Origin of the sequence: Nocardia sp. NPDC059229, assembly GCF_042754165.1 — a bacterium.
In the GTDB taxonomy this organism is placed as follows: Bacteria; Actinomycetota; Actinomycetes; order Mycobacteriales; family Mycobacteriaceae; genus Nocardia.
In genome coordinates, this window is the sequence record NZ_JBHZAK010000013.1 from 119109 (window position 1) to 136882 (window position 17774).

The 17774-nt window shown below is 67.0% G+C and carries 23 protein-coding genes; 12 read left to right on the forward strand and 11 right to left on the reverse strand.

Annotation, left to right across the window (positions count from 1 at the left end):
• Positions 1-19: 19 nt before the first annotated feature.
• Entirely contained in the window at positions 20-1840 is a 1821-nt protein-coding gene (locus ACFXHE_RS27530; protein ID WP_379387347.1) for a DUF3556 domain-containing protein, read from the forward strand.
• Positions 1837-3255 (forward strand): phytoene desaturase family protein, encoded by a 1419-nt coding sequence (locus tag ACFXHE_RS27535; RefSeq protein ID WP_379387348.1) that lies wholly within the window; start codon positions 1837-1839, stop codon positions 3253-3255. Before ACFXHE_RS27530 ends, ACFXHE_RS27535 begins: the two co-directional genes overlap by 4 nt.
• Before the next feature lie 18 nt (positions 3256-3273).
• On the opposite strand, the gene ACFXHE_RS27540 is transcribed toward ACFXHE_RS27535, so the two are convergent.
• A complete protein-coding gene (locus tag ACFXHE_RS27540) occupies positions 3274-3969 on the reverse strand; it encodes a TetR/AcrR family transcriptional regulator (RefSeq protein ID WP_379387349.1) in 696 nt (231 codons plus the stop codon).
• 269 nt (positions 3970-4238) lie between these two features.
• Between ACFXHE_RS27540 and ACFXHE_RS27545 the strand changes: the two genes are divergently transcribed.
• The 4 genes from ACFXHE_RS27545 to ACFXHE_RS27560 all read left to right on the forward strand — a co-directional run bounded on the left by ACFXHE_RS27545 (position 4239) and on the right by ACFXHE_RS27560 (position 7317).
• Positions 4239-4799: an ester cyclase gene (locus tag ACFXHE_RS27545; protein WP_379387350.1), complete on the forward strand. Its 561-nt coding sequence runs from the start codon at positions 4239-4241 to the stop codon at positions 4797-4799.
• 41 nt (positions 4800-4840) lie between these two features.
• On the forward strand, positions 4841-5149 hold the full coding sequence (locus tag ACFXHE_RS27550) for an alcohol dehydrogenase catalytic domain-containing protein (RefSeq protein ID WP_379387351.1): 309 nt from the start codon (positions 4841-4843) through the stop codon (positions 5147-5149).
• 95 nt (positions 5150-5244) lie between these two features.
• Complete coding sequence (locus ACFXHE_RS27555; protein ID WP_379387352.1) at positions 5245-5955, forward strand: MBL fold metallo-hydrolase; 711 nt, start codon at positions 5245-5247, stop codon at positions 5953-5955.
• Between the two features lie 168 nt (positions 5956-6123).
• Positions 6124-7317 carry an MFS transporter gene (locus tag ACFXHE_RS27560; protein WP_379387353.1) on the forward strand — a complete coding sequence of 398 codons (1194 nt, stop codon included), beginning with the start codon at positions 6124-6126 and terminating at the stop codon, positions 7315-7317.
• On the opposite strand, the gene ACFXHE_RS27565 is transcribed toward ACFXHE_RS27560, so the two are convergent.
• The 3 genes from ACFXHE_RS27565 to ACFXHE_RS27575 form a co-directional block, all read right to left on the reverse strand.
• On the reverse strand, positions 7286-7597 hold the full coding sequence (locus ACFXHE_RS27565) for a hypothetical protein (RefSeq protein WP_379387354.1): 312 nt from the start codon (positions 7595-7597) through the stop codon (positions 7286-7288). The two genes, ACFXHE_RS27560 and ACFXHE_RS27565, sit on opposite strands and share 32 nt — an antisense overlap.
• Positions 7594-8151, reverse strand: coding sequence for an RNA polymerase sigma factor (locus ACFXHE_RS27570; protein WP_379387355.1), 558 nt, complete (start codon positions 8149-8151; stop codon positions 7594-7596). Before ACFXHE_RS27570 ends, ACFXHE_RS27565 begins: the two co-directional genes overlap by 4 nt.
• Before the next feature lie 665 nt (positions 8152-8816).
• Positions 8817-9176, reverse strand: coding sequence for a hypothetical protein (locus ACFXHE_RS27575; RefSeq protein WP_379387356.1), 360 nt, complete (start codon positions 9174-9176; stop codon positions 8817-8819).
• A gap of 140 nt (positions 9177-9316) precedes the next feature.
• Between ACFXHE_RS27575 and ACFXHE_RS27580 the strand changes: the two genes are divergently transcribed.
• The 4 genes from ACFXHE_RS27580 to ACFXHE_RS27595 all read left to right on the forward strand — a co-directional run bounded on the left by ACFXHE_RS27580 (position 9317) and on the right by ACFXHE_RS27595 (position 13015).
• A complete protein-coding gene (locus ACFXHE_RS27580; RefSeq protein WP_379387357.1) occupies positions 9317-10135 on the forward strand; it encodes an SDR family NAD(P)-dependent oxidoreductase in 819 nt (272 codons plus the stop codon).
• Positions 10105-10242 carry a 50S ribosomal protein bL37 gene (locus ACFXHE_RS27585; protein WP_379387358.1) on the forward strand — a complete coding sequence of 46 codons (138 nt, stop codon included), beginning with the start codon at positions 10105-10107 and terminating at the stop codon, positions 10240-10242. Before ACFXHE_RS27580 ends, ACFXHE_RS27585 begins: the two co-directional genes overlap by 31 nt.
• A gap of 218 nt (positions 10243-10460) precedes the next feature.
• Positions 10461-10886, forward strand: coding sequence for a hypothetical protein (locus ACFXHE_RS27590; RefSeq protein WP_379387359.1), 426 nt, complete (start codon positions 10461-10463; stop codon positions 10884-10886).
• A 224-nt stretch (positions 10887-11110) separates the two neighbouring features.
• The gene (locus ACFXHE_RS27595) at positions 11111-13015 is read left to right on the forward strand and encodes a potassium transporter Kup (protein WP_379387507.1); all 1905 of its coding nucleotides are present in this window, start codon (positions 11111-11113) and stop codon (positions 13013-13015) included.
• Positions 13016-13030: 15 nt separating this feature from the next.
• Here the strand turns inward: ACFXHE_RS27595 and ACFXHE_RS27600 are convergent, their stop codons facing one another.
• From ACFXHE_RS27600 to ACFXHE_RS27615, 4 genes are all read right to left on the reverse strand, one after another.
• Positions 13031-13237 carry a hypothetical protein gene (locus ACFXHE_RS27600; protein ID WP_379387360.1) on the reverse strand — a complete coding sequence of 69 codons (207 nt, stop codon included), beginning with the start codon at positions 13235-13237 and terminating at the stop codon, positions 13031-13033.
• A 141-nt stretch (positions 13238-13378) separates the two neighbouring features.
• Entirely contained in the window at positions 13379-13942 is a 564-nt protein-coding gene (locus ACFXHE_RS27605; protein ID WP_379387361.1) for a dihydrofolate reductase family protein, read from the reverse strand.
• 29 nt (positions 13943-13971) lie between these two features.
• Positions 13972-14334 (reverse strand): DUF1048 domain-containing protein, encoded by a 363-nt coding sequence (locus ACFXHE_RS27610; RefSeq protein WP_364614538.1) that lies wholly within the window; start codon positions 14332-14334, stop codon positions 13972-13974.
• Between the two features lie 2 nt (positions 14335-14336).
• Positions 14337-14666, reverse strand: coding sequence for a PadR family transcriptional regulator (locus ACFXHE_RS27615; protein ID WP_379387362.1), 330 nt, complete (start codon positions 14664-14666; stop codon positions 14337-14339).
• A gap of 78 nt (positions 14667-14744) precedes the next feature.
• Between ACFXHE_RS27615 and ACFXHE_RS27620 the strand changes: the two genes are divergently transcribed.
• The gene (locus ACFXHE_RS27620) at positions 14745-14933 is read left to right on the forward strand and encodes a phage tail protein (protein ID WP_379387363.1); all 189 of its coding nucleotides are present in this window, start codon (positions 14745-14747) and stop codon (positions 14931-14933) included.
• Positions 14934-15069: 136 nt separating this feature from the next.
• On the opposite strand, the gene ACFXHE_RS27625 is transcribed toward ACFXHE_RS27620, so the two are convergent.
• The 3 genes from ACFXHE_RS27625 to ACFXHE_RS27635 form a co-directional block, all read right to left on the reverse strand.
• Entirely contained in the window at positions 15070-15921 is an 852-nt protein-coding gene (locus tag ACFXHE_RS27625) for an LLM class flavin-dependent oxidoreductase (protein ID WP_379387364.1), read from the reverse strand.
• 171 nt (positions 15922-16092) lie between these two features.
• Positions 16093-16632: a hypothetical protein gene (locus ACFXHE_RS27630; protein ID WP_379387365.1), complete on the reverse strand. Its 540-nt coding sequence runs from the start codon at positions 16630-16632 to the stop codon at positions 16093-16095.
• A gap of 1 nt (position 16633) precedes the next feature.
• Positions 16634-17212, reverse strand: coding sequence for an NBR1-Ig-like domain-containing protein (locus tag ACFXHE_RS27635; protein ID WP_379387366.1), 579 nt, complete (start codon positions 17210-17212; stop codon positions 16634-16636).
• Between the two features lie 24 nt (positions 17213-17236).
• Between ACFXHE_RS27635 and ACFXHE_RS27640 the strand changes: the two genes are divergently transcribed.
• The gene (locus tag ACFXHE_RS27640; RefSeq protein ID WP_379387367.1) at positions 17237-17563 is read left to right on the forward strand and encodes a hypothetical protein; all 327 of its coding nucleotides are present in this window, start codon (positions 17237-17239) and stop codon (positions 17561-17563) included.
• The last annotated feature ends 211 nt before the right edge of the window (positions 17564-17774 follow it).

Here is a 17774-nt window from a genome sequence, read left to right on the forward strand (position 1 = left end):
TTCAGCAAGGAGCATCGTCATGGGATTCATCGAACCCGATCTGCCGGCCGTGGAGCCCGAGGACTTCCTGCGGCTGCCGCTCATGGAGCGCATGCGGATCCTGGCCGTCAACTGGGCCGAACACGGCTTCGGCTCACCGCGCATGGTGCACACGATCTACATCCTGAAGCTGATCGTGCTGTACGCCCTCGGCGGCATCGTCGTCGCCACCACCACCTCGCATCTGCCCGCGTTCTGGCACGTGAGCGAGTGGTGGAACCAGCCGATCGTCTACCAGAAGGTCATCCTGTGGACCGTCCTGCTGGAGAGCATCGGCATCGCCGGCTCGTGGGGGCCGTTGGCGGGCAAGGTGAAACCCATGACCGGCGGCATCCGGTTCTGGGCGCGGCCACGCACCATCCGGCTGCGACCGTGGACGTGGGTGCCGTTCACCGCGGGTGACCGGCGCGGCTGGTTCGACATCACGCTGTACATCGCGCTGCTGGTGAGCGTGGCAGTCGCGCTGTTCTCGCCTGGCGTGCACAGTGATTCGCTGTCGGCGGCGGTACCGGGCAACACCTCCGGCCTGGTGAATCCGGCGCTGCTCATCGCGCCGATCGTGCTGCTCGTCCTGAACGGGTTGCGGGACAAGACAATTTTCCTGGCCGCCCGTGGCGAACAGTATCTGCCCGCACTGTTCTTCTTCGCCGTGCTGCCCTTCGTCGACATGATCATCGCGCTGAAACTGCTCATCGTCGTCGTGTGGGTGGGCGCGGGTGTCTCCAAGTTCGGCAAGCACTTCTCGCAGGTGGTGCCGCCCATGGTGAGCAACAGCCCGTCGGTACCGTTCACCTGGTTCAAACGCGCGCACTACCGGGACTTCCCGCGCGATCTGCGCCCGTCCCGCATCGCCGATGTGATGGCGCACGTCGGCGGCACCACGGTCGAGGTGATCACGCCGCTGGTGCTGCTGTTCTCCACCAACCGCTGGCTCACGCTGGCGGCCGTCGCGGTGATGGTGATCTTCCACCTGTTCATCGTGTCGACCTTCCCGCTGGCGGTGCCGCTGGAATGGAACGTGCTCTTCGCCTACGCGACGGTGTTCCTGTTCCTGGGCTTCCCGAACTGGCACGGCTACGGCGTCTTCGACCTCTCCTCGCCGTGGCTGGCACTCGGGTTGATCGCCGGGCTGCTGGTCTTCCCGATCCTCGGCAATTTCCGGCCCGACAAGGTGTCGTTCCTGCCGTCCATGCGGCAGTACGCCGGCAACTGGGCCTCGGCGGTGTGGGCCTTCGCCCCCGGCGCGGAGGGCAAACTGGATAGGGTGACGCGCTCCGCCAAGAACCAGATCGACCAGTTCGTCGAATTCGGCTACGAGCCGGCGTGGGCCGAGGTGACCATGCAGCAGGTCGTCGCCTGGCGCACCATGCACAGCCAGGGTCGCGGCCTGTTCTCGGTGCTGCTGAAGAACCTGCCCGACATCGATGCCCGCACCGTGCGCGAGGGCGAATTCCTCTGCAACTCGGTGATCGGCTTCAACTTCGGCGACGGGCACCTGCACGATGCGGACTTCATCGCCGCCGTACAGCGCGAAGCCCGCTTCGAACCGGGCGAGGCGATCGTCGTCTGGGTGGAATCGCAGGCGTGGGGCAGCAAGGTGCAGCACTACCAGGTCATCGACGCCGCCCTCGGGGTGATCGAGCGGGGCACCTGGAAGGTCGCCGAGGCGGTGGCGGAACAGCCGTGGCTGCCCAACGGCCCGATCCCGCTGGCGGTCACCTGGACCCGGCCGCAGCCAGAAGTGGCCGGCCCGGCGGAGATTCGCGACCGGCAGCAGCACGGTCACGGAGCGCTGGCATGACCACCGCGACCGTCGTCGGCGGCGGGCCCAATGGACTCGCCGCCGCCGTGGCCCTCGCCCGGGCGGGCGTGCGGGTCACCGTCCTGGAGGCCGACCAGGAGATCGGGGGCGGCACCCGCACCGTCGAGGCCATCGTTCCCGGACTGCTGCACGATCACTGCTCGGCGGTCCACCCGATGGCCGCGGGCTCGCCGTTCCTGCGTGAACTCGGACTCGATCGATACGGATTGTCCTGGCGCACACCGGAGATCGACTGTGTACACCCCCTCGCCGACGGCCGGGCCGGCGTCCTGCACCGGTCGGTCGAGCGCACCGCCGCCGGACTCGGCCGCGACGGGCAGCGGTGGACGTCGTTGTTCGGCGCGCCCGCCGCCCGCTACGACGCCCTGGCCGAGGACATCCTGCAACCCCTGCTGCGGGTGCCCCGGCACCCGCTGACCCTGGCCCGCTTCGGCGCACCGACCCCGCTGCCCGCCTCGATGCTGGCCCGGTTCTTCCGGACCGAGGAGGCGCGAGCGCTGTTCGGAGGTGTTGCGGCGCATGCCTTCCGGCCGTTGCACCTGCCGATGACCTCGGCCATCGGCCTGGGCATCCTCACCGCGGGGCACCGCTACGGGTGGCCCGTGGCGGCCGGCGGCTCGCAGGCTATCGCCGATGCCCTGGCGGCCCTGCTCGCCGACCTCGGCGGCAAGATCGAGACCGGCGTCCGGATCGAGAGGGCCACCCAATTGCCGCAGGCCGACCTCACCATGTTCGATCTGGCCCCGGAATCGGTGGCCGAGATCCTCGGCGACCGGCTGCCGTCGCGAATCTCCCACGCGTACCGGCGATTCCGGCGCGGACCGGGTGCGTTCAAGGTCGACTTCGCGGTCGCGGAGGGCGTGCCCTGGACCAATCCGGACGCCCGCCGCGCTGGGACCGTCCATCTGGGCGGTCCGTTCGCCGAGGTCGCCGCCGCGGAGCGCGATATCCATGCCGGTCGGCTGCCCGAGCGACCGTTCGTCCTGGTGGGCCAGCAATATCTGGCCGACCCGCAACGCTCGGTGGGCGATGTCCACCCCGTGTGGGCTTACGCCCATGTCCCGCACGGCTATCCCGGCGACGCCACCGAGGCGATCATCGGGCGCATCGAGCAGTTCGCTCCCGGCTTCCGTGACCGCGTCATCGGCTACACCGTCAGCCCGACCGCCGAATTCGCCACCCACAACCCGAACTTCACGGGCGGCGACATCATGACCGGCTCCAAGGACATCCGCCAGCTCGTCTTCGGCCCGCGAATCACCTTGTCCCCGTATACGATCGGGATTCCCGGCATGTACATCTGCTCCGCCGCGACCCCGCCCGGCCCGGGTGCCCACGGCATGTGCGGCGCCAATGCCGCCGAGGCGGCCCTGGCTCATCTCGAATCCGTGTGAGGGCGGCGACTGCGCCGACTACCGGGAGTTCCGCGTCGAACCGTCGATGCGGGCGATGACCGCGTCGAGCGCCAGATCGATCGTGTAGTCGAATTCCGCCTGCTTGTCGAATCGCGCCAGGTAGGGAGCGGCTTCCGCGACGGCGGGCAGTCCCGACTGTTCGAGCGTCGCCCGGCGCGCGGCGATCCCGGCGATGTCGCTGGTCCCGTAGGTGGGGCCGGCATTGACTTCGCGCAGCAGGGTGCCGATGAGGGCGGCCACCATCGTCCGCATCAGATGGACTGCTTCCCGCGGATCGCAGCCTGCGGCGAGCAGTACTTCCAGGACGGCCTGGATCGGTGCCAGGCCCTCCGCCGATGCCAATTGCCGCGTAAGCACCAGCGCTGCTGCCGCGGGATGCAGCAGGGCCCGATCGCGGAACGCCTCCGCGATGGCCCGCAGGTCACCACGCAGATCGCCGCGACGGGCGGGCAGCTCGATCGAGCCCAGCAGATGCTCGGCCACCGCATCGAGCAGCCCGTCCTTGCCGTCCACGTAGTTGTACAGGCTCTTCGGGTCGACGCCGAGCTCGCGTGCGACCGCGCGCATGCCGACCGCGTCGATACCGTCGCCGTCGATCACCGTGAGGGTCGCAGCGACGATCCCCGCCCGGGTGAGCTGGCCGGACCCTTTCGGGGGCCGTCCCCGGCGCGTCGAGGCGGCTGGGCTGGTCATGCGGCCATTCTGCCGCACACCCTTGATCAAATCCACACTGTGGGTATATCGTCGCGACTCATAAAACCCACGCTGTGGATATTGGAGTCCGGCATGCGTTTTCCCCTGGGGCACTTCCGATGTGGTCACCGTCCATCAAGCCGACCCCCGCTTCCTGCAGTTCTTCCCGTCCAGCGAACTCACCGGCGCCTGGACCAACCCGGGTACCCACCCCACCTTCCACCACGGCCACCTCACTCATGGCCCTCAGCGTTGAGGAGAGACCAACCATGTCTTCACGATTCACCCTGCCGCCCGAAGCCGTGCTGCGCGCCCGGGAGAAGCTGGTCCTCGATCATTTCCACGACGAGGTGGCCCAGGACTGGGACGCCACGCTGTCGACGTTCCCGCACCCGCACTACGAGCTGATCGCACCGATGGTCGTCCATGACGGCGACACCGAGGTCCGCGACTACTACCGCGACACCCGCGTCGCGTTCCCCGACCAGGACCACGAGATCATCGCCCTGCGCCACAGCCACGACGCGGTGATCGTCGAATTCTGGCTGCTGGGAACCCATTTGGGGCCGCTGGGCAAAATACCGCCCACCGGATCGGCCCATCGGACCAGGATGACGGCCTATTTCGTGTTCGACGAGCATGAGCACCTGGCGATCGAGCGGATCTATTTCGACCAGCTCACCGTCCTCAAGCAACTGCTGGGCGGGCTGGACAAACACAAACCCCGCGACCTGCTCACCCTCGCGCGAGCCCTCGCCGGTGCCGCCGCCACCGGCGGCGAACCCGACTCGCGCCTGCTGAACACCACACCTCCGGACCTCGGCGACTGACTCCCGCTATGGACTCGAACGAACGCAAGGAGAAGACCACAATGCGTGCACTCATCGGCGGCAAGGGAACCGAATGGGCCCGTGAGGACCGCGAGCTGCCAGAGGAGTTGGGCGCCATCCGCATTCAGGTCATGGCCGCCGGTCTCAACCGTGCCGACCGCTACGCCCTCGACGGCAGCTACACCGCCAATTCGCAGGGCGATGGGCCCTTCGTCGCCGGCATGGAGGTCGCCGGAGTCGTCGAGACTTCCAGCCTGCTCGCACCGCACCTGCCTGTCGGTACCCGGGTCATGGGCATCACCGCCGGAGCCCCCACAGCCATGACGGCGATGCTCGAGGCACTGGGATGAAAGTCCACCACCTCAACTGCGGCACCATGCATCCCCCATGCACCCCCACAGGTTTGGTGTGTCACGTCCTGCTCCTGTAGACCGACACCGGCCTCGTGCTGGTGGACAGCGGGCTGGGTCTGCGCGATGCCGCCGACCCCGCAGCCCGATTCGGTCCAGCACGTTTCTACGTGCGCCCCAGGTTCGATGCGAACGAGTCTGCCATTCGGCAACTCGAGCGTCTCGGCTTCGACCCGCGTGATGTCCGCGATATCGTGCTGACCCACTTCGATGCCGACCACACCGGCGGAATCGCCGATTTCCCTTGGGCCAGAGTGCATCTCACCGCCGATGAAGCGAACGCCGCCCGGCAGCCGGCAGGTTTCGTCGAAAAGGCCCGCTACCTGCCCACCCACCGCGACCACCACCCGACGTTCGTGTGCCACACCCCCGGCGACGGCGATCCCTGGTTCGGCTTCGCCGCCGCCAAGGAACTCACCGAGATCACCCCCGGCCTCGTCATGATCAGCCTGCCCGGCCACACGCGCGGCCACGCCGCCATCGCCGTCGACACCGGCGAACGACGGATCTTCCACGCCGGCGACTCCTTCTACCACCACGGCCAGATCGACGGCCGCACCCCGGTGCCACGAGCCCTGACCGCAATGGAACGTTTTGTCGCGCACGACATGAACGCAGTTCGCGCCAACCACGAACGCCTCGCCGAGCTGTGGACCAGACAGTCCCCCGACCTGCTGCTGATCAACGCCCACGACCCTCTCCTGCTGCGCCGTGCCCAGCAGCTCGACACCGACGCCGGGCGATGACGTGCCGTAACCGACCACCTGGGCGACGCCCCCGTCATCGCGAAACAGAAACCCCCGCACCGGAGTAGAAGGAATGCGCTGACACACCGCCGTCATGCCGCTGCCGGCCTGACGGTGATGTCTGATTCTCGCCAGCTGCACGGGTGGGGTGTTCGTAGCGTCGGGAGCATGGAAACGGAACTGATTGCCGTTGAACGGGTTACGGGCCTGCGGACGCCGGTGGTGTGGTTCATGGCCGTCGCGGCGGCGTTGGGGACTGCCGGTATCTATCCGCTGCAGCCGGCCATCGCGGCGGTGGCCGGGTCGTTCGGGGCATCGCTCGCCGAGGTCGGGGGAGCGTTGGCGTGCGGGCCGGTGGGGTACATGGTGGGGCTCGCGCTGCTGGTGCCGCTGGTGGACCGGGTGGCGCCGCGGACTGTGGTGGCGGCGCAGTTCTGCGCGCTGGGGGTGGCGCTGGCCGGGGCGGCGGCGGTGGGGTCACCGTGGCTGCTCGGCCTCGCCATCGGCGTGATCGGGGCCGGCTCCTCGGTCGGGGCCCAATTGAGTTCGGTGGCAGGCCGATTCGCGGAACCGGCGCGGCGGGCGACCGTGCTGGGCGTGGTCACGGCGGGGATCTCGGCGGGAATTCTATTGGGGCGCATCGTGGGCGGCTGGCTGGCCGATGCCATCGGGTGGCGCGGCATGCTGCTTCTGCTGGCGGCGGCCTGCGCGGTGGTGGCGGTCGCGGCGCGCGCGGTGCTGCCCGCCGAAACCGGGAACGCCGGCACCAGCTACCTGGGGCTGCTGCGCGGATTGCCGGGGCTGTACGCGCGGTTCCCGGTGTTGCGGCTGGCTGCCGGGCGAGGTGCGTTGTGGTTCTTCGCCTTCTGTGTGGTGTGGGCCGGACTGGCGGTAGCCCTGTCGGAACCGCCGTTCTCGTATTCCGCCGAGCGCATCGGGCTCTACGCCTGCGCCGGACTGCTCGGCATCGTGGCGACGCGGGTCGCTGGGGCTTGGACCGATCGGGTCGGGGCGCGCCGGGTGATCCTGGCCGGGCTCGGGCTCGCGGCCGCCGCGACCGTGATTCTCGCGACGAGTCTGTCGAATACCGTGGTCACGCTGGCGTGCCTGGGCCTGTTCGATGCCGGATTGTTCGCCGCGCAGGTCGCCAATCAGAGCACCGTACTCGCCATCGATCCGGCCGCGACAGCTCGTTTCAACAGCGCGTACATGCTGGTGTACTTCGTCGGCGGCAGTGCGGGCACCGCGTTCGGCGCTGCCGCGGTGAGCTGGTTCGGCTGGGCGGCAACGGCTCTCATCGCCGTCGGCGCGATCGTGGGTGCGGCCGCGATCACCGTGTCGGTGCGCGCGGTCCGCTCCTGACGCTCCCTTCGACGCGGGTCAGGTGGCAGGCGTCGTCGGTGCAGGAGCGTTGCAGGCGTCCTCGTGAGATCGTCTGGATCAGGCCGATCGCCCAGCACATGGGACAGCCGCGCAGGGCCAGGACACCGATCGGCAGCAGTAGCAGACTCGGTACGCCGAAAACCGGTGCCAGGGCGACCGATCCGGCGAGCAGCCCGAATCCGATGACTCCTCGCGCCAGATGGGCAGGAATGGACTTGCTGGCGAAAGACCTTTCGCCGGAGGTGAGACGACTGTTCATTGCGCTGCCGCCTCCTTCCAGGCATCCAGCTCGGAGCGCACGGTGGTGCGGGCACGGTGCAGCCGAGACTTCATCGCCGCCGTGCTCAGCCCGACCGATTCGGCCACCACACTTCCCGGCAGCCCCTGAACATCACGCATGATCAGTACCCGGCGCTGATCGGCGGGCAATGCTGCGATGGCGGCGGCCACCCGCTCGATCTCCAGCCGGGCCAGCACATCGTCCTCGGCCGAGGCGGTGCACGCCTCGGCACTCGTTTCGGAGCGCCGGGCCATGTCCGCGACTCGCCGCAAGCATTCGTTGCGCACGATCCGAAACATCCAGGAGGCCAGCGCACCCGTGGCCCGCAGGGTTCCGATCTTGCGATACAGCACGATCATCGCCTCCTGCGCCGCATCCTCGGCATCCTGGCTGCTCGCGCACAGCGAATACGCGAACCGCCGCACATGCGGATGCGCACCGGAAACCAACGCCGCAATCGACGCCTCATCCCCGCCCTGGGCCGCCACCACAATGTCCGCCGCAGGCCACGAGGACGGCGTGCCCCTACCCACGCGACCGCTTCCGATTACGCAGGAACAGCACACAACTACAAACCGACACAGCCGCAACAACCACGGCAACGACCACTACGGTCATGAGAACCCTTCCTCCACGTGCCGACCTCGATGCCCGCACCCCCATAAGAGCAACCAACCGCGAAAAGGATTCACCACCCACCCGATTCGACCTATCCACGCCGAGGGGCCATGAGGCTCAGCGCCGCCGCCCCTCCCGCCGCTCCCGCTGGCTGTCCAGTCGTTGCTGGATCCGTGGCCATAATCTCGGGGTTAGGAAGCGTTGGAACCCTGCGACCAGTAGCCCGGCCAGTCCGCCCCACTCGTGTGCGGGGTTGCTGTCACTGTCGGCAGCGCCAGCGCTCAGTCCTCGATTCCGGGAGGGCCACAGCCGCCGCGACACAGTGATCACCGCAATGCCCAACAGCGCGATGAGTACCAGCTGCAACCACATTCGGCGCTCTTCTCGGAGGTATCGGTACAAGGCGGCGCTGTCCATTTTCACCGATGGCTATCGGCGGTTCAATCGCCCTGAAGCAGGAGCTGGGGCGGCGATGATGGCCTATGTGCCGGCGATGAAGAAGCTCACCCGTCGTATGCCTTGCCGAGCATGTGAGTTCGGTGGAAGGTAGCGACCAATCCATCGGATCCGTCGCGACGAATCAACCGCGCAGATGGCGACGAATCAACCAGTAGTTGCCCGACCAATCAACCAGCATGACCCAGCGGCCGCACGGCTCGTGGGCGGGTGCGAGCGGGCAGGCCTGATCTGTTATGGCGGGCTGCCAGGCTTCAGCGTCGGGGCATGTCAAAGATTCGTCAAACCGGGCCCGGAGGTATTGCCCGGGGTTGGTTGATGGGGTGATATCGCAGTTGTGACTGCAACTGTCGGCCTTCGTCGCGTCATGCGCGTGGCTGTCGACGTTGCCCGGTACCGAGTCGAGCGCATGCCGTCCGCTTTGGAGCTCTTCGGCTTCCAGAGTGAGGACGAGCCGCCGAGTCCGGCCTAACTGGTTCGTCATATTCCTTGCGGCGCAGCGTATCTGCGCCGAGGTGTCGCCAGTGTCAGTGCGACGTTCCACACCCTCCCGCGAGTGTCATCGCGAACCTCGCGTGTGCTTCCGCGCCTCGGCGCGGGCCACCCCCTCATGATCGGAGAGCTATGTCCGCAACCCTGTCCAGTGCCCGTACCGTCCTCGTGACCGGGGCCGATACGCGCCTCGGTTTCGCGACGGCGCAGCGGGTGATCGCCGACGGCGATACCGTCATCGCGCACATTCTGGACAAGAACCACGCCGACGAGACGATGCAGCGCCTGCAGGCCACGGCCGAGCCCGGCCAGGTGCGCATGGTGCAGGCCGATTTCACCCGCCTGGCCGAGGTCGACGAACTCGGCCGCACCCTGGCTGCGGAGTTCACTCGCCTGGACGCGCTGATCAATGTCGCGTCCATCGCGGCTCCCGATGCGCGCACTCACACCGAGGACGGGCACGAATTGACGCTCCAGGTCAACTATCTCGCGCCGCACCGCCTGACCATGGCGCTGATTCCCGCGCTCGAAGCGGCCCGGGGCCGGGTCGTCGCTGTCACGTCGAGGCTGCATGCCGCCGGGAATATCGACTACTCGGATCTGGACCGCAATCGCGGCATCTACACCCCATTCGCGATCTACGCGCAGTCGAAGCTGGCGCTGACCATGTTCAGCCGCTCCCTGGCCGAAACCGGGCCGGACGGACTGACCTCGGTCAGCGTGCATCCGGCCGACTTCGAGATCGACCTGCCGCGCCTGCGCAGCCACCGCACCGCGCCGCTCGACAGCGCCGCAGCCCTACTGGTGCGGCTGGCCACACCTGGCACGCCGGTCATGAACGGTGGCTATTACGAGGGCACGGTGCCGACGAAAGCTGCTGCGCTGGTCCGTAATTCGCGTGCCCGCACGCGGCTCGCCGCATGGAGCAACCAGCTCACCCACACCGCCTGATCCAGTCAGGGATCCGCTGGGAGGAATACGTATCCAAACGCGCCAGTAAGAAGCGCGCCCGCCGAAAGAAGAAGGCGAATCACGGCCACAAGCCCGGCCGGCGCTGACCGACCTCCGGCGTAGCCCGTCACCGGCATGTCACGGTGCGCCGAGGACAGGAGCCGCCGCGATCCCGAACGGGCCGCGGCGGCTTCGTCATCACGCCGTATAGATCTTGCAAAGAAGCAGGTCGACAGCGCCAAGGGTGCGTCAAAGCAGCTGTTGCCACTGCCCGGACGCGCCTATCTTCCATCTTCCGTCCGGAGGATTTCCGGGCAACGAGGAGATGGTTCGATTGGTCGGCGATCACGATGACCCGATGCTGCTGGACGAGCTGGCAACCCATTGCCATGTCGTCGAGATCCTCGACATGCTTTCCGAATCTGGTTGCAATACAGCACTTCTGCAGAGGTTTGTGCCGGCGCAGGGCGCGGATCTGGCGTCGGCTCTCCGCCTGATCGCGGCGCATGGACTCCTCGTCACCGATGACCACGGCAGTTGGGACGAGCCCCTGACGATTCCCGGGCCGCTGCGGCTGACCGACCGGGGCGAGGCGGTCGCACGAGCGCTGTCGAACACCGCCGCAAGCAGGACTCCTCACGATGGTGGCCGGCTCGCAGAGCATCGCTCGGTCTTGGGAAGAGCCGCCGGCCGAGTGCTGAGCTTGCGGCGCAGCAGGGCGGGAGGGCTTGCCGCGACGTCTCGAGCCTGACCGTGGCACCACGGTCGCGTTGGCCGACACCCGTTTCGGCCCTTGCAGTGGTCACCGCCGCGCTGGAATGAGGGCGTGTCGGACGTTGTGCCTACGAGCCGGTAACGTCCGGCACGATTCGCGGGCATCCGCACGGCCGCCCGCTCGGAGGAGGTACCACTGTGACCGAGCAGCGACCTACGGGGGCAACGGGTGACACCCCCGCGACGCAGTCGACACCGGGCATATCCGCCGCGCACGACACGGCCCGGCTGGCGGTCATCGTCGGTGCGCTCGGTGTGGTGTTCGGCGATATCGGCACCAGCCCGATCTACACCCTGCAAACGGTGTTCGACCCCGGTGACCCGCATCCGGTTCCGGTGAGCCGCGACAACGTGTTCGGTGTCGTGTCGCTGGTGTTCTGGTCGGTCATGATCATCGTCACCGTCACCTACGTCCTGCTGGCGATGCGCGCCGACAACGAGGGTGAGGGCGGCATCATGGCGCTCATCACGCTGCTGCGGCGCTGGGTCGCGCCGGGCGGGCGGCGCACCGCGCTCGCGCTGTCGGCGCTCGGAATCTTCGGTGCGTCACTGTTCTTCGGCGACAGCATGATCACCCCGGCGATCTCGGTGCTGTCGGCCGTCGAGGGTTTGAAGGTGGTGCAGCCCTCGCTCGCGGAGCTGGTCGTGCCGATCACGGCGGTGATCATCGTCGGGCTGTTCCTCGTGCAGCGGCGCGGCACCGCGGCGGTGGGCCGCATGTTCGGGCCTGTGATGATCGTGTGGTTCGTGACCATCGGCGCACTGGGCGTCACCGGCATCGCCGCGCATCCGGAAATCCTGAAGGCGCTCTCACCCACCTATGCGCTCGGATTCCTGTTCGGCCACTTCGGAATCGCGTTCTTCGCACTCGCCGCGATCGTGCTCGCGGTCACCGGCGCCGAGGCGCTCTACGCGGATATGGGGCATTTCGGCCGTCGCGCCATCACCCGTGGCTGGCTGTTCCTCGTCTTCCCGGCGTGCGCGCTCAGCTACCTGGGACAGGGGGCGCTGATCCTCGACGACCCCGCCAACGCCAGCGCCCCGTTCTTCCTGCTCGTCCCCGGCTGGGGACGACTGCCGATGGTCATCCTGGCCACCGCGGCCACGGTCATCGCCTCGCAGGCGGTGATCACCGGCGCGTATTCCGTTGCCGCCCAGGCCGCCCAGCTCGGCTACCTACCGCGGCTGCGGATCGCGCACACCTCCGAATCGACCATCGGGCAGATCTACGTGCCGTGGATCAACTGGCTGCTGATGGTGTCGGTCCTGACGCTGGTGTTCGCGTTCCGCAGCTCGGCCGCATTGGCCTTCGCCTTCGGTATGGCGGTGACCGGCACCATCACCATCACCACCCTGCTGTTCTTCTATGTCGCACGGGCGAAATGGCATACGCCCATGTGGCTGATCGCGCTCGCCGCGACCCCGCTGCTGATCGTCGACCTGCTGTTCGTCGCAGCGAACCTCACCAAGCTCGTGCACGGCGCCTGGCTGCCGCTGCTGATCGCCCTGACCGCGTTCACCATCATGACCACCTGGCAGCGCGGCCGCGAAATCGTCACCGCCGAACGCGAACAGCGCGAAGGATCACTGCGCGTGTTCATCGACCAGTTGCAGGACGGCGTACCGGCAACGGTCACCGTCCCCGGCACCGCGGTATTCCTCAACCGCGGCAAGGAAACCGCCCCATTGGCCATGCGCGCCAACGTCGAGCACAACCACGTACGGCACCAGCAGGTCGTATTCCTGTCGATCAAAACCGAACCGGTCCCGAGGGTTCCGGTCGACCAGCGCATCACCATCGACCACCTGGACTACCGCGAAGACGGCATCATCCACGTCACCGCCAGCTACGGCTACATGGAAACCCCCGACGTCCCAGCCGCACTCGCATTGCTCGACCCCGCCGAAACCGAAGGCCCGCTGGACTTGGCCCAGGCTTCGTATTTCCTGTCCACCATCGAACTCCGCCCCGGCCCCGAACCCACCATGGCCCGCTGGCGCAAACGCCTGTTCATCGCCACCAGCCACATCACCGCCGACGCGGCGGAGTACTTCGGACTGCCCAGGAACCGCACGGTCATCATGGGCTCACAGATCGAGGTGTAGGCGGCCCCACGTGCGTCACGCGGCCGGCCGCCCCGACCAATCATCGTGCTGCCCTTGATGTTCGATCAGATCCATCAGGGTGTCGACGGCGGCGAGGGAGGACCACTCATCGCGACCGGCGAGACCGGGATGCCGGTCGGACCGCGCGATGTACACCTCCTCCGTCGGCGACCACTGCACATGGAACGACGACAGGCAGACTTCCCCGCCGATGATGCCCATAACCTCGCCTCCAGCTTCGACATGGCCTGAGCTCCCATTGGATATCCAACCGGAAGGCGCCCCTCGGTCCTTGACGCTTCCATCACCGGCGCGCGCACGAAATTGTCGAGTTCTTAGCAGCGGCAGCGCAGTCGAGGCGAATCACGGTGCCCCGAGCCGTTCGTGGCGCAACAGGACGACTTGGTCGTCCAGCACCCGCGATCCGGTCAATCGCAGTACCGCCCCGACATTCACATCGGTGAAAACGGGCTTGCCGCCGCCGAACAGGACCGGGTGCACGAAAATGTGGTACTCGTCGATCAATCCGTCGCGAGTCAACGACGACGCGAGTTCGGACCCGCCACACAGGAGGAAGTTCCCCTGCTCACGAGCCGCCGCATCGGCCAGGGACCCGGAGTCGGAGAACACGCGAGTATTCCACGGCGCAGTGTCGAGCGTGCGTGATACGACGGCCTTCGGCTTGGCCAGCCAGACCGGCGCGAAGTCGGCATCGCCGGGATGGAAGGCGTATTGCCCGGCGCGGGGCCAGTACTCGGACATGAAGTCCCAGGTGACCCGGCCGTAGAGGAAGGTCCCCGCCGTGCCGGCGAGTCCGCGCCAATACGCATCGACGTCGGAATCCATGGTGGGCCAGTAGAATTCACCGTTCTGCCCTTCTATGTAGCCGTCCAGGGACTGGTGGACGACATGAACGATCTTCCCCATCGGGTTGCTCTCCCTTCAGACTGCGATGATCAGCTGCCGGTGTCGTCGCCCATGGCGCGCTCGATGGCGTCGACCAGCCGCTTCCGTTCGCGGTTGACCCACGCGTCCTCCTGGTAGTTCCGTGCGAACGTCTCGATGAATTCCACCGGGTCGTCGCCGACGACCTCCCGGATCGGGGTTCGATCCGCCGCACTCTGCTCGAAAAGGTCGGCGAGGTCCTCGAACATGGCAACGCTGCCGCCCGGCCCGTACACCATCAGGTACCGCTCGAACGCGTCGATCGCCGTGCGGTAGTTCGCCGGAAGCCGTCGGGCGCGCTCCTTGTACTGCCGCCACCGTCGCTTGTCGCCGAGGTCGCCGATCACCTTCGCGGTGAGTTTCGAGATATCCATGACTATTTGCCGCCTTCGTGAAGTTGTTCGAGCCGTTCGGAAAGGAAGTTCCAGCTTCTGCGGAACTCGTCGAGATAGTCCTGCCCCTGCGCGTTGAGGGTGAACACCTTGCGCGGCGGCCCCTTCTCCGAGGCGACCTTCTCGACGTCGACCAGGCCCTTCTTCTCGATCCTGATCAGCAGGGCGTAGATGGTGCCCTCGGCGATATCGGAGAACCCCTGGTCCCGCAGCCACGCCGTGATCTCGTACCCGTACGCCGACCGCACGGACAGGATCGCCAGCACAATGCCTTCCAACGTGCCCTTGAGCAGCTCCGTCATCTGCTTGCCCATGGATCACCTCCTCGTACTACTCAGTGTCGCTGACTACCAGTAGATAGTAACACTGAATAGTGAACCTGCAACGGTGATGTGGATGCTGCTCGTCAAAACATCACGATGACGCTGCTCGACGGAAAGCGGAAGCCGGTCAAGCGATTCCACTTCATGAAGGCATGGCCGTCGGCATGGAAGGGGCCGTCCCTGGAGGCCGGAAACAGCGGCCCGGCCGTCGAACAGGTGACAATCACCTACGAGGACTCGAAGGTCGAGAACATCTGAATTTGTCCCGAGCCCGACAGCCGCGATTTCCAACAGCCCTGAAACGACGACCGCCCGCGACCTCTGCCGAGGTCACGGGCGGTCGTTCGGGAGGGGAGCTGATGCGAACCTACCCGAATCGGCGCACCCTGGATGGTCAGGCGCACAGGGCGCGGGTGGACGGAACGACGTCACCGATCCAGCGGTGGAGTTGGGTATCGTCGGCGGACTCCGGCCAGTACACGAAGGTGTCGAAGCCGGTTTCCGTGGCGAGATCGGCCAGAATGCGGGCCCAACCCGCAGCGTCGGTGCGAATCGGTTCCTCGCCGCGGAGCGTGACCGGCCCCGGAATGTCGGTGATCGTTCCGACGAGCTGTGCCATCCGGGTGATGTCGGCCGGTTTACGTCCCGCGTCGATGGCGGCGGCAGAGATGATGTCCTGTGTCGCTTGCCATTTCTCGTACGGCAGGTAGTGCGGGATGGGCGCCGCCCAGCCGTCGGCGATGCGCCCGGTGAGCGCGTTGGCCTTGGGGCCGACGCTGCCGAACCAGATCCCGACCGGATGCGCGGGCGCGGGTCCGGACTGCACGCCCTTCACGGTGTAGTGCGTGCCTTCGACTTTCGCCTTCGTCCCCGGATGCCACATGGCCCGAATGATCGCGGTGGCCTCCTCGAGCGCCTGCAGCGCTTCGGGATTCGACCGCATCGGGCCGCCCATGGCGCCGATCGCCGGCCAGAAAGCGCCCGCGCCCAAGGCGAGTTCGAATCGTCCGCCGCTGAGGAGATCCAAGGTCGCAGCCTGCTTCCCGAGCATCGCGGGCCCGCGCAGTGGCAGGCTCGCCACATCCGGAAACACCCGCAGCCGTTCGGTTTCCGCCAACACGGTGGCGATCACCGCGAAGGTGTCGGCCAGCCCGCCGGAGTACGGGTGGTCCTGGATGCCGAGCAGATCCAGGTCTTCCCGGTCCGCCACCCTGGCCATCGCGCGCAGCTGAGGCAGCTCGGTCACCGTCGGCGCCAACTGAATACCGAATCGTAGGTCCACCCCGCGATCATGCCAGCCGTGTCAGTGGACGGTGACCCTCGTAGTGCGTGGACGTGTCGTTCGATTGAGGTTCTGGCCCGCAGGGTCGTCGAGTTTCCAGTCTCGGCAGGAGATGCCGGGGAAGTAGGGGGCAGGCTATTGGTCGCCGGGACGGACGGGCAGGAGCCGTTGGCGCTCGGATATCAGGTGGTCGTAGGAGTCTCGAACGTGACGGACGAAGCGGTCGCCGGGGTGACGGACCAGCGGCGGTGCGATGACGCCGTCGGATTCGGCCGCCAGGGCTACTTCCAGCGATGCGACGTGGGCACAGAAGTCACGGAGGGGGGTTGGGAGAGAGGGCTCCAGAAGGAGATCGGCGTGGTCGAGGATCAAGTCGCGCATGGCGCGGTTCGCGGGCATCAGGACGTGGTCGCGCCACCGGCGCCAGTCCGGGTTGTCCCGGTCGAAGCGGCGCTGAGCGCGAGGTGGCAGCTGGGACTCTCGCAGTGACTCCCAGACGTGTTCGTTGACGTCCACCAGGGTGCGTAGCGGAGCGTAGAGCTCGGCGAGTTGACTGCTGATGCGCAGCAGTCTGGCTTGCCGCCGCTCCTGACTGATCAAGCCTCGCTGGGCCAAGACGAAGGTCAAGCCCGCCGCGAAAATGCTCGCGCAGGCCGCGATCACCGCAGCCGGCATGTCAACTCCCCACCACCGTGATCGACAGGACGATGCCCGCCGGGTTGGAGGTCGGGAAGAACAGGTGCCCGTCCCGGTCCGACATCTTGAAGTGCGCGACGGAGGAACCCTCCAACATGTGTGCCTTGCACGCGAGCGCGATATCGACCTCCTGGCCCGCAGGCGTCTCGGGAATCGGAGTGAGTCGCGGGGTGGACACCTGGCCGACACCGCCGAGCGCGCCGATCCGCTTGAGATAGCGCTCATTCCAGTTCACGGTCCCGGCGTTCTGGATCCGCCACACCTTGGTGAACGTCTGCCCGGGCGACATCAACGTCCCATCCGGAATGGTGACATCCGCGATCCACTCGGTCCGGTCGCCCGGCAGTGGGTAGGCGGGTGCCGCCACGGCGGGCGTCCGGTAACTCGCGCGGCGCCGTCGCTCGCGCTGCTCGTAGCGGAGGTCCTCATAGTGCGCGTTGAGGATGTTGTTCGCGTCCAGCGCGGCGTCCCACACCTGTACCAGGGCCTCGCTCGGCACATGTTGCCCGCGCTCGGCCTGGCCGATCGTTGTCGCCGAACATCCTGCGGCCTCGGCCATCTCACCGACGGAGAACCCCTTGAGATGCCGGAGCTGGCGCAATCGGTTGGCGACGGCCGGGGCGGGGGCGAGAGCAACCTGGGCATGCGGTCGGAGATCACGCTGCTGATGGAGTTGCTGCACAGCGACCGCGAGGTGTGGCAGCGCAAACTGCTTCCGGTGGTGTTGCCCGGCCGATCCCCGGCCGAGATTCCCCTCTTCCTGCAGCCGCGCACCGCTGATCACTATGTGGTGCGGGACTTTACGGTCACCGGCGCGGAGGATCTGCTCCGCACGATCACCGCGCAGGAACCCTATCCACGGCCCGGTGTCAATCCCGTGGTTGTGCGACTGCGGCCGAGGAGCCGATGACATAACACGATGCTAATGACGGGTCGCCGACCATGGATCGGGCAATCGTGCAGTCTTTTTCGGCTCTTTCCAGTGCATTCCAGCCGGTATCGCACCACGCCCACGCCGCGTGGCTTCATGGGACGGTCCAGAAGGGAGTAGACAATGGCCGAGATTTGTCCACAGTGTTCCAAGCGGACCGGAATGGATGTCGGAGAGAAGGACAAGCAGG

Bases quoted from the DNA above. Each gene is read 5' to 3' on its own strand.
- ACFXHE_RS27545 (WP_379387350.1), top strand. From the start codon at position 4,239: ATGTCTTCACGATTCACCCTGCCGCCCGAAGCCGTGCTGCGCGCCCGG.
- ACFXHE_RS27540 (WP_379387349.1), bottom strand. From the start codon at position 3,969: ATGACCAGCCCAGCCGCCTCGACGCGCCGGGGACGGCCCCCGAAAGGG.
- ACFXHE_RS27605 (WP_379387361.1), bottom strand. From the start codon at position 13,942: ATGGGGAAGATCGTTCATGTCGTCCACCAGTCCCTGGACGGCTACATA.
- ACFXHE_RS27565 (WP_379387354.1), bottom strand. From the start codon at position 7,597: ATGAACAGTCGTCTCACCTCCGGCGAAAGGTCTTTCGCCAGCAAGTCC.
- ACFXHE_RS27590 (WP_379387359.1), top strand. From the start codon at position 10,461: ATGGTTCGATTGGTCGGCGATCACGATGACCCGATGCTGCTGGACGAG.
- ACFXHE_RS27580 (WP_379387357.1), top strand. From the start codon at position 9,317: ATGTCCGCAACCCTGTCCAGTGCCCGTACCGTCCTCGTGACCGGGGCC.
- ACFXHE_RS27550 (WP_379387351.1), top strand. From the start codon at position 4,841: ATGCGTGCACTCATCGGCGGCAAGGGAACCGAATGGGCCCGTGAGGAC.
- ACFXHE_RS27575 (WP_379387356.1), bottom strand. From the start codon at position 9,176: ATGACGAACCAGTTAGGCCGGACTCGGCGGCTCGTCCTCACTCTGGAA.
- ACFXHE_RS27615 (WP_379387362.1), bottom strand. From the start codon at position 14,666: ATGGGCAAGCAGATGACGGAGCTGCTCAAGGGCACGTTGGAAGGCATT.
- ACFXHE_RS27560 (WP_379387353.1), top strand. From the start codon at position 6,124: ATGGAAACGGAACTGATTGCCGTTGAACGGGTTACGGGCCTGCGGACG.
- ACFXHE_RS27630 (WP_379387365.1), bottom strand. From the start codon at position 16,632: ATGCCGGCTGCGGTGATCGCGGCCTGCGCGAGCATTTTCGCGGCGGGC.
- ACFXHE_RS27635 (WP_379387366.1), bottom strand. From the start codon at position 17,212: ATGGCCGAGGCCGCAGGATGTTCGGCGACAACGATCGGCCAGGCCGAG.
- ACFXHE_RS27600 (WP_379387360.1), bottom strand. From the start codon at position 13,237: ATGGGCATCATCGGCGGGGAAGTCTGCCTGTCGTCGTTCCATGTGCAG.
- ACFXHE_RS27640 (WP_379387367.1), top strand. From the start codon at position 17,237: ATGCCGGAGCTGGCGCAATCGGTTGGCGACGGCCGGGGCGGGGGCGAG.
- ACFXHE_RS27535 (WP_379387348.1), top strand. From the start codon at position 1,837: ATGACCACCGCGACCGTCGTCGGCGGCGGGCCCAATGGACTCGCCGCC.
- ACFXHE_RS27585 (WP_379387358.1), top strand. From the start codon at position 10,105: ATGGAGCAACCAGCTCACCCACACCGCCTGATCCAGTCAGGGATCCGC.
- ACFXHE_RS27530 (WP_379387347.1), top strand. From the start codon at position 20: ATGGGATTCATCGAACCCGATCTGCCGGCCGTGGAGCCCGAGGACTTC.
- ACFXHE_RS27610 (WP_364614538.1), bottom strand. From the start codon at position 14,334: ATGGATATCTCGAAACTCACCGCGAAGGTGATCGGCGACCTCGGCGAC.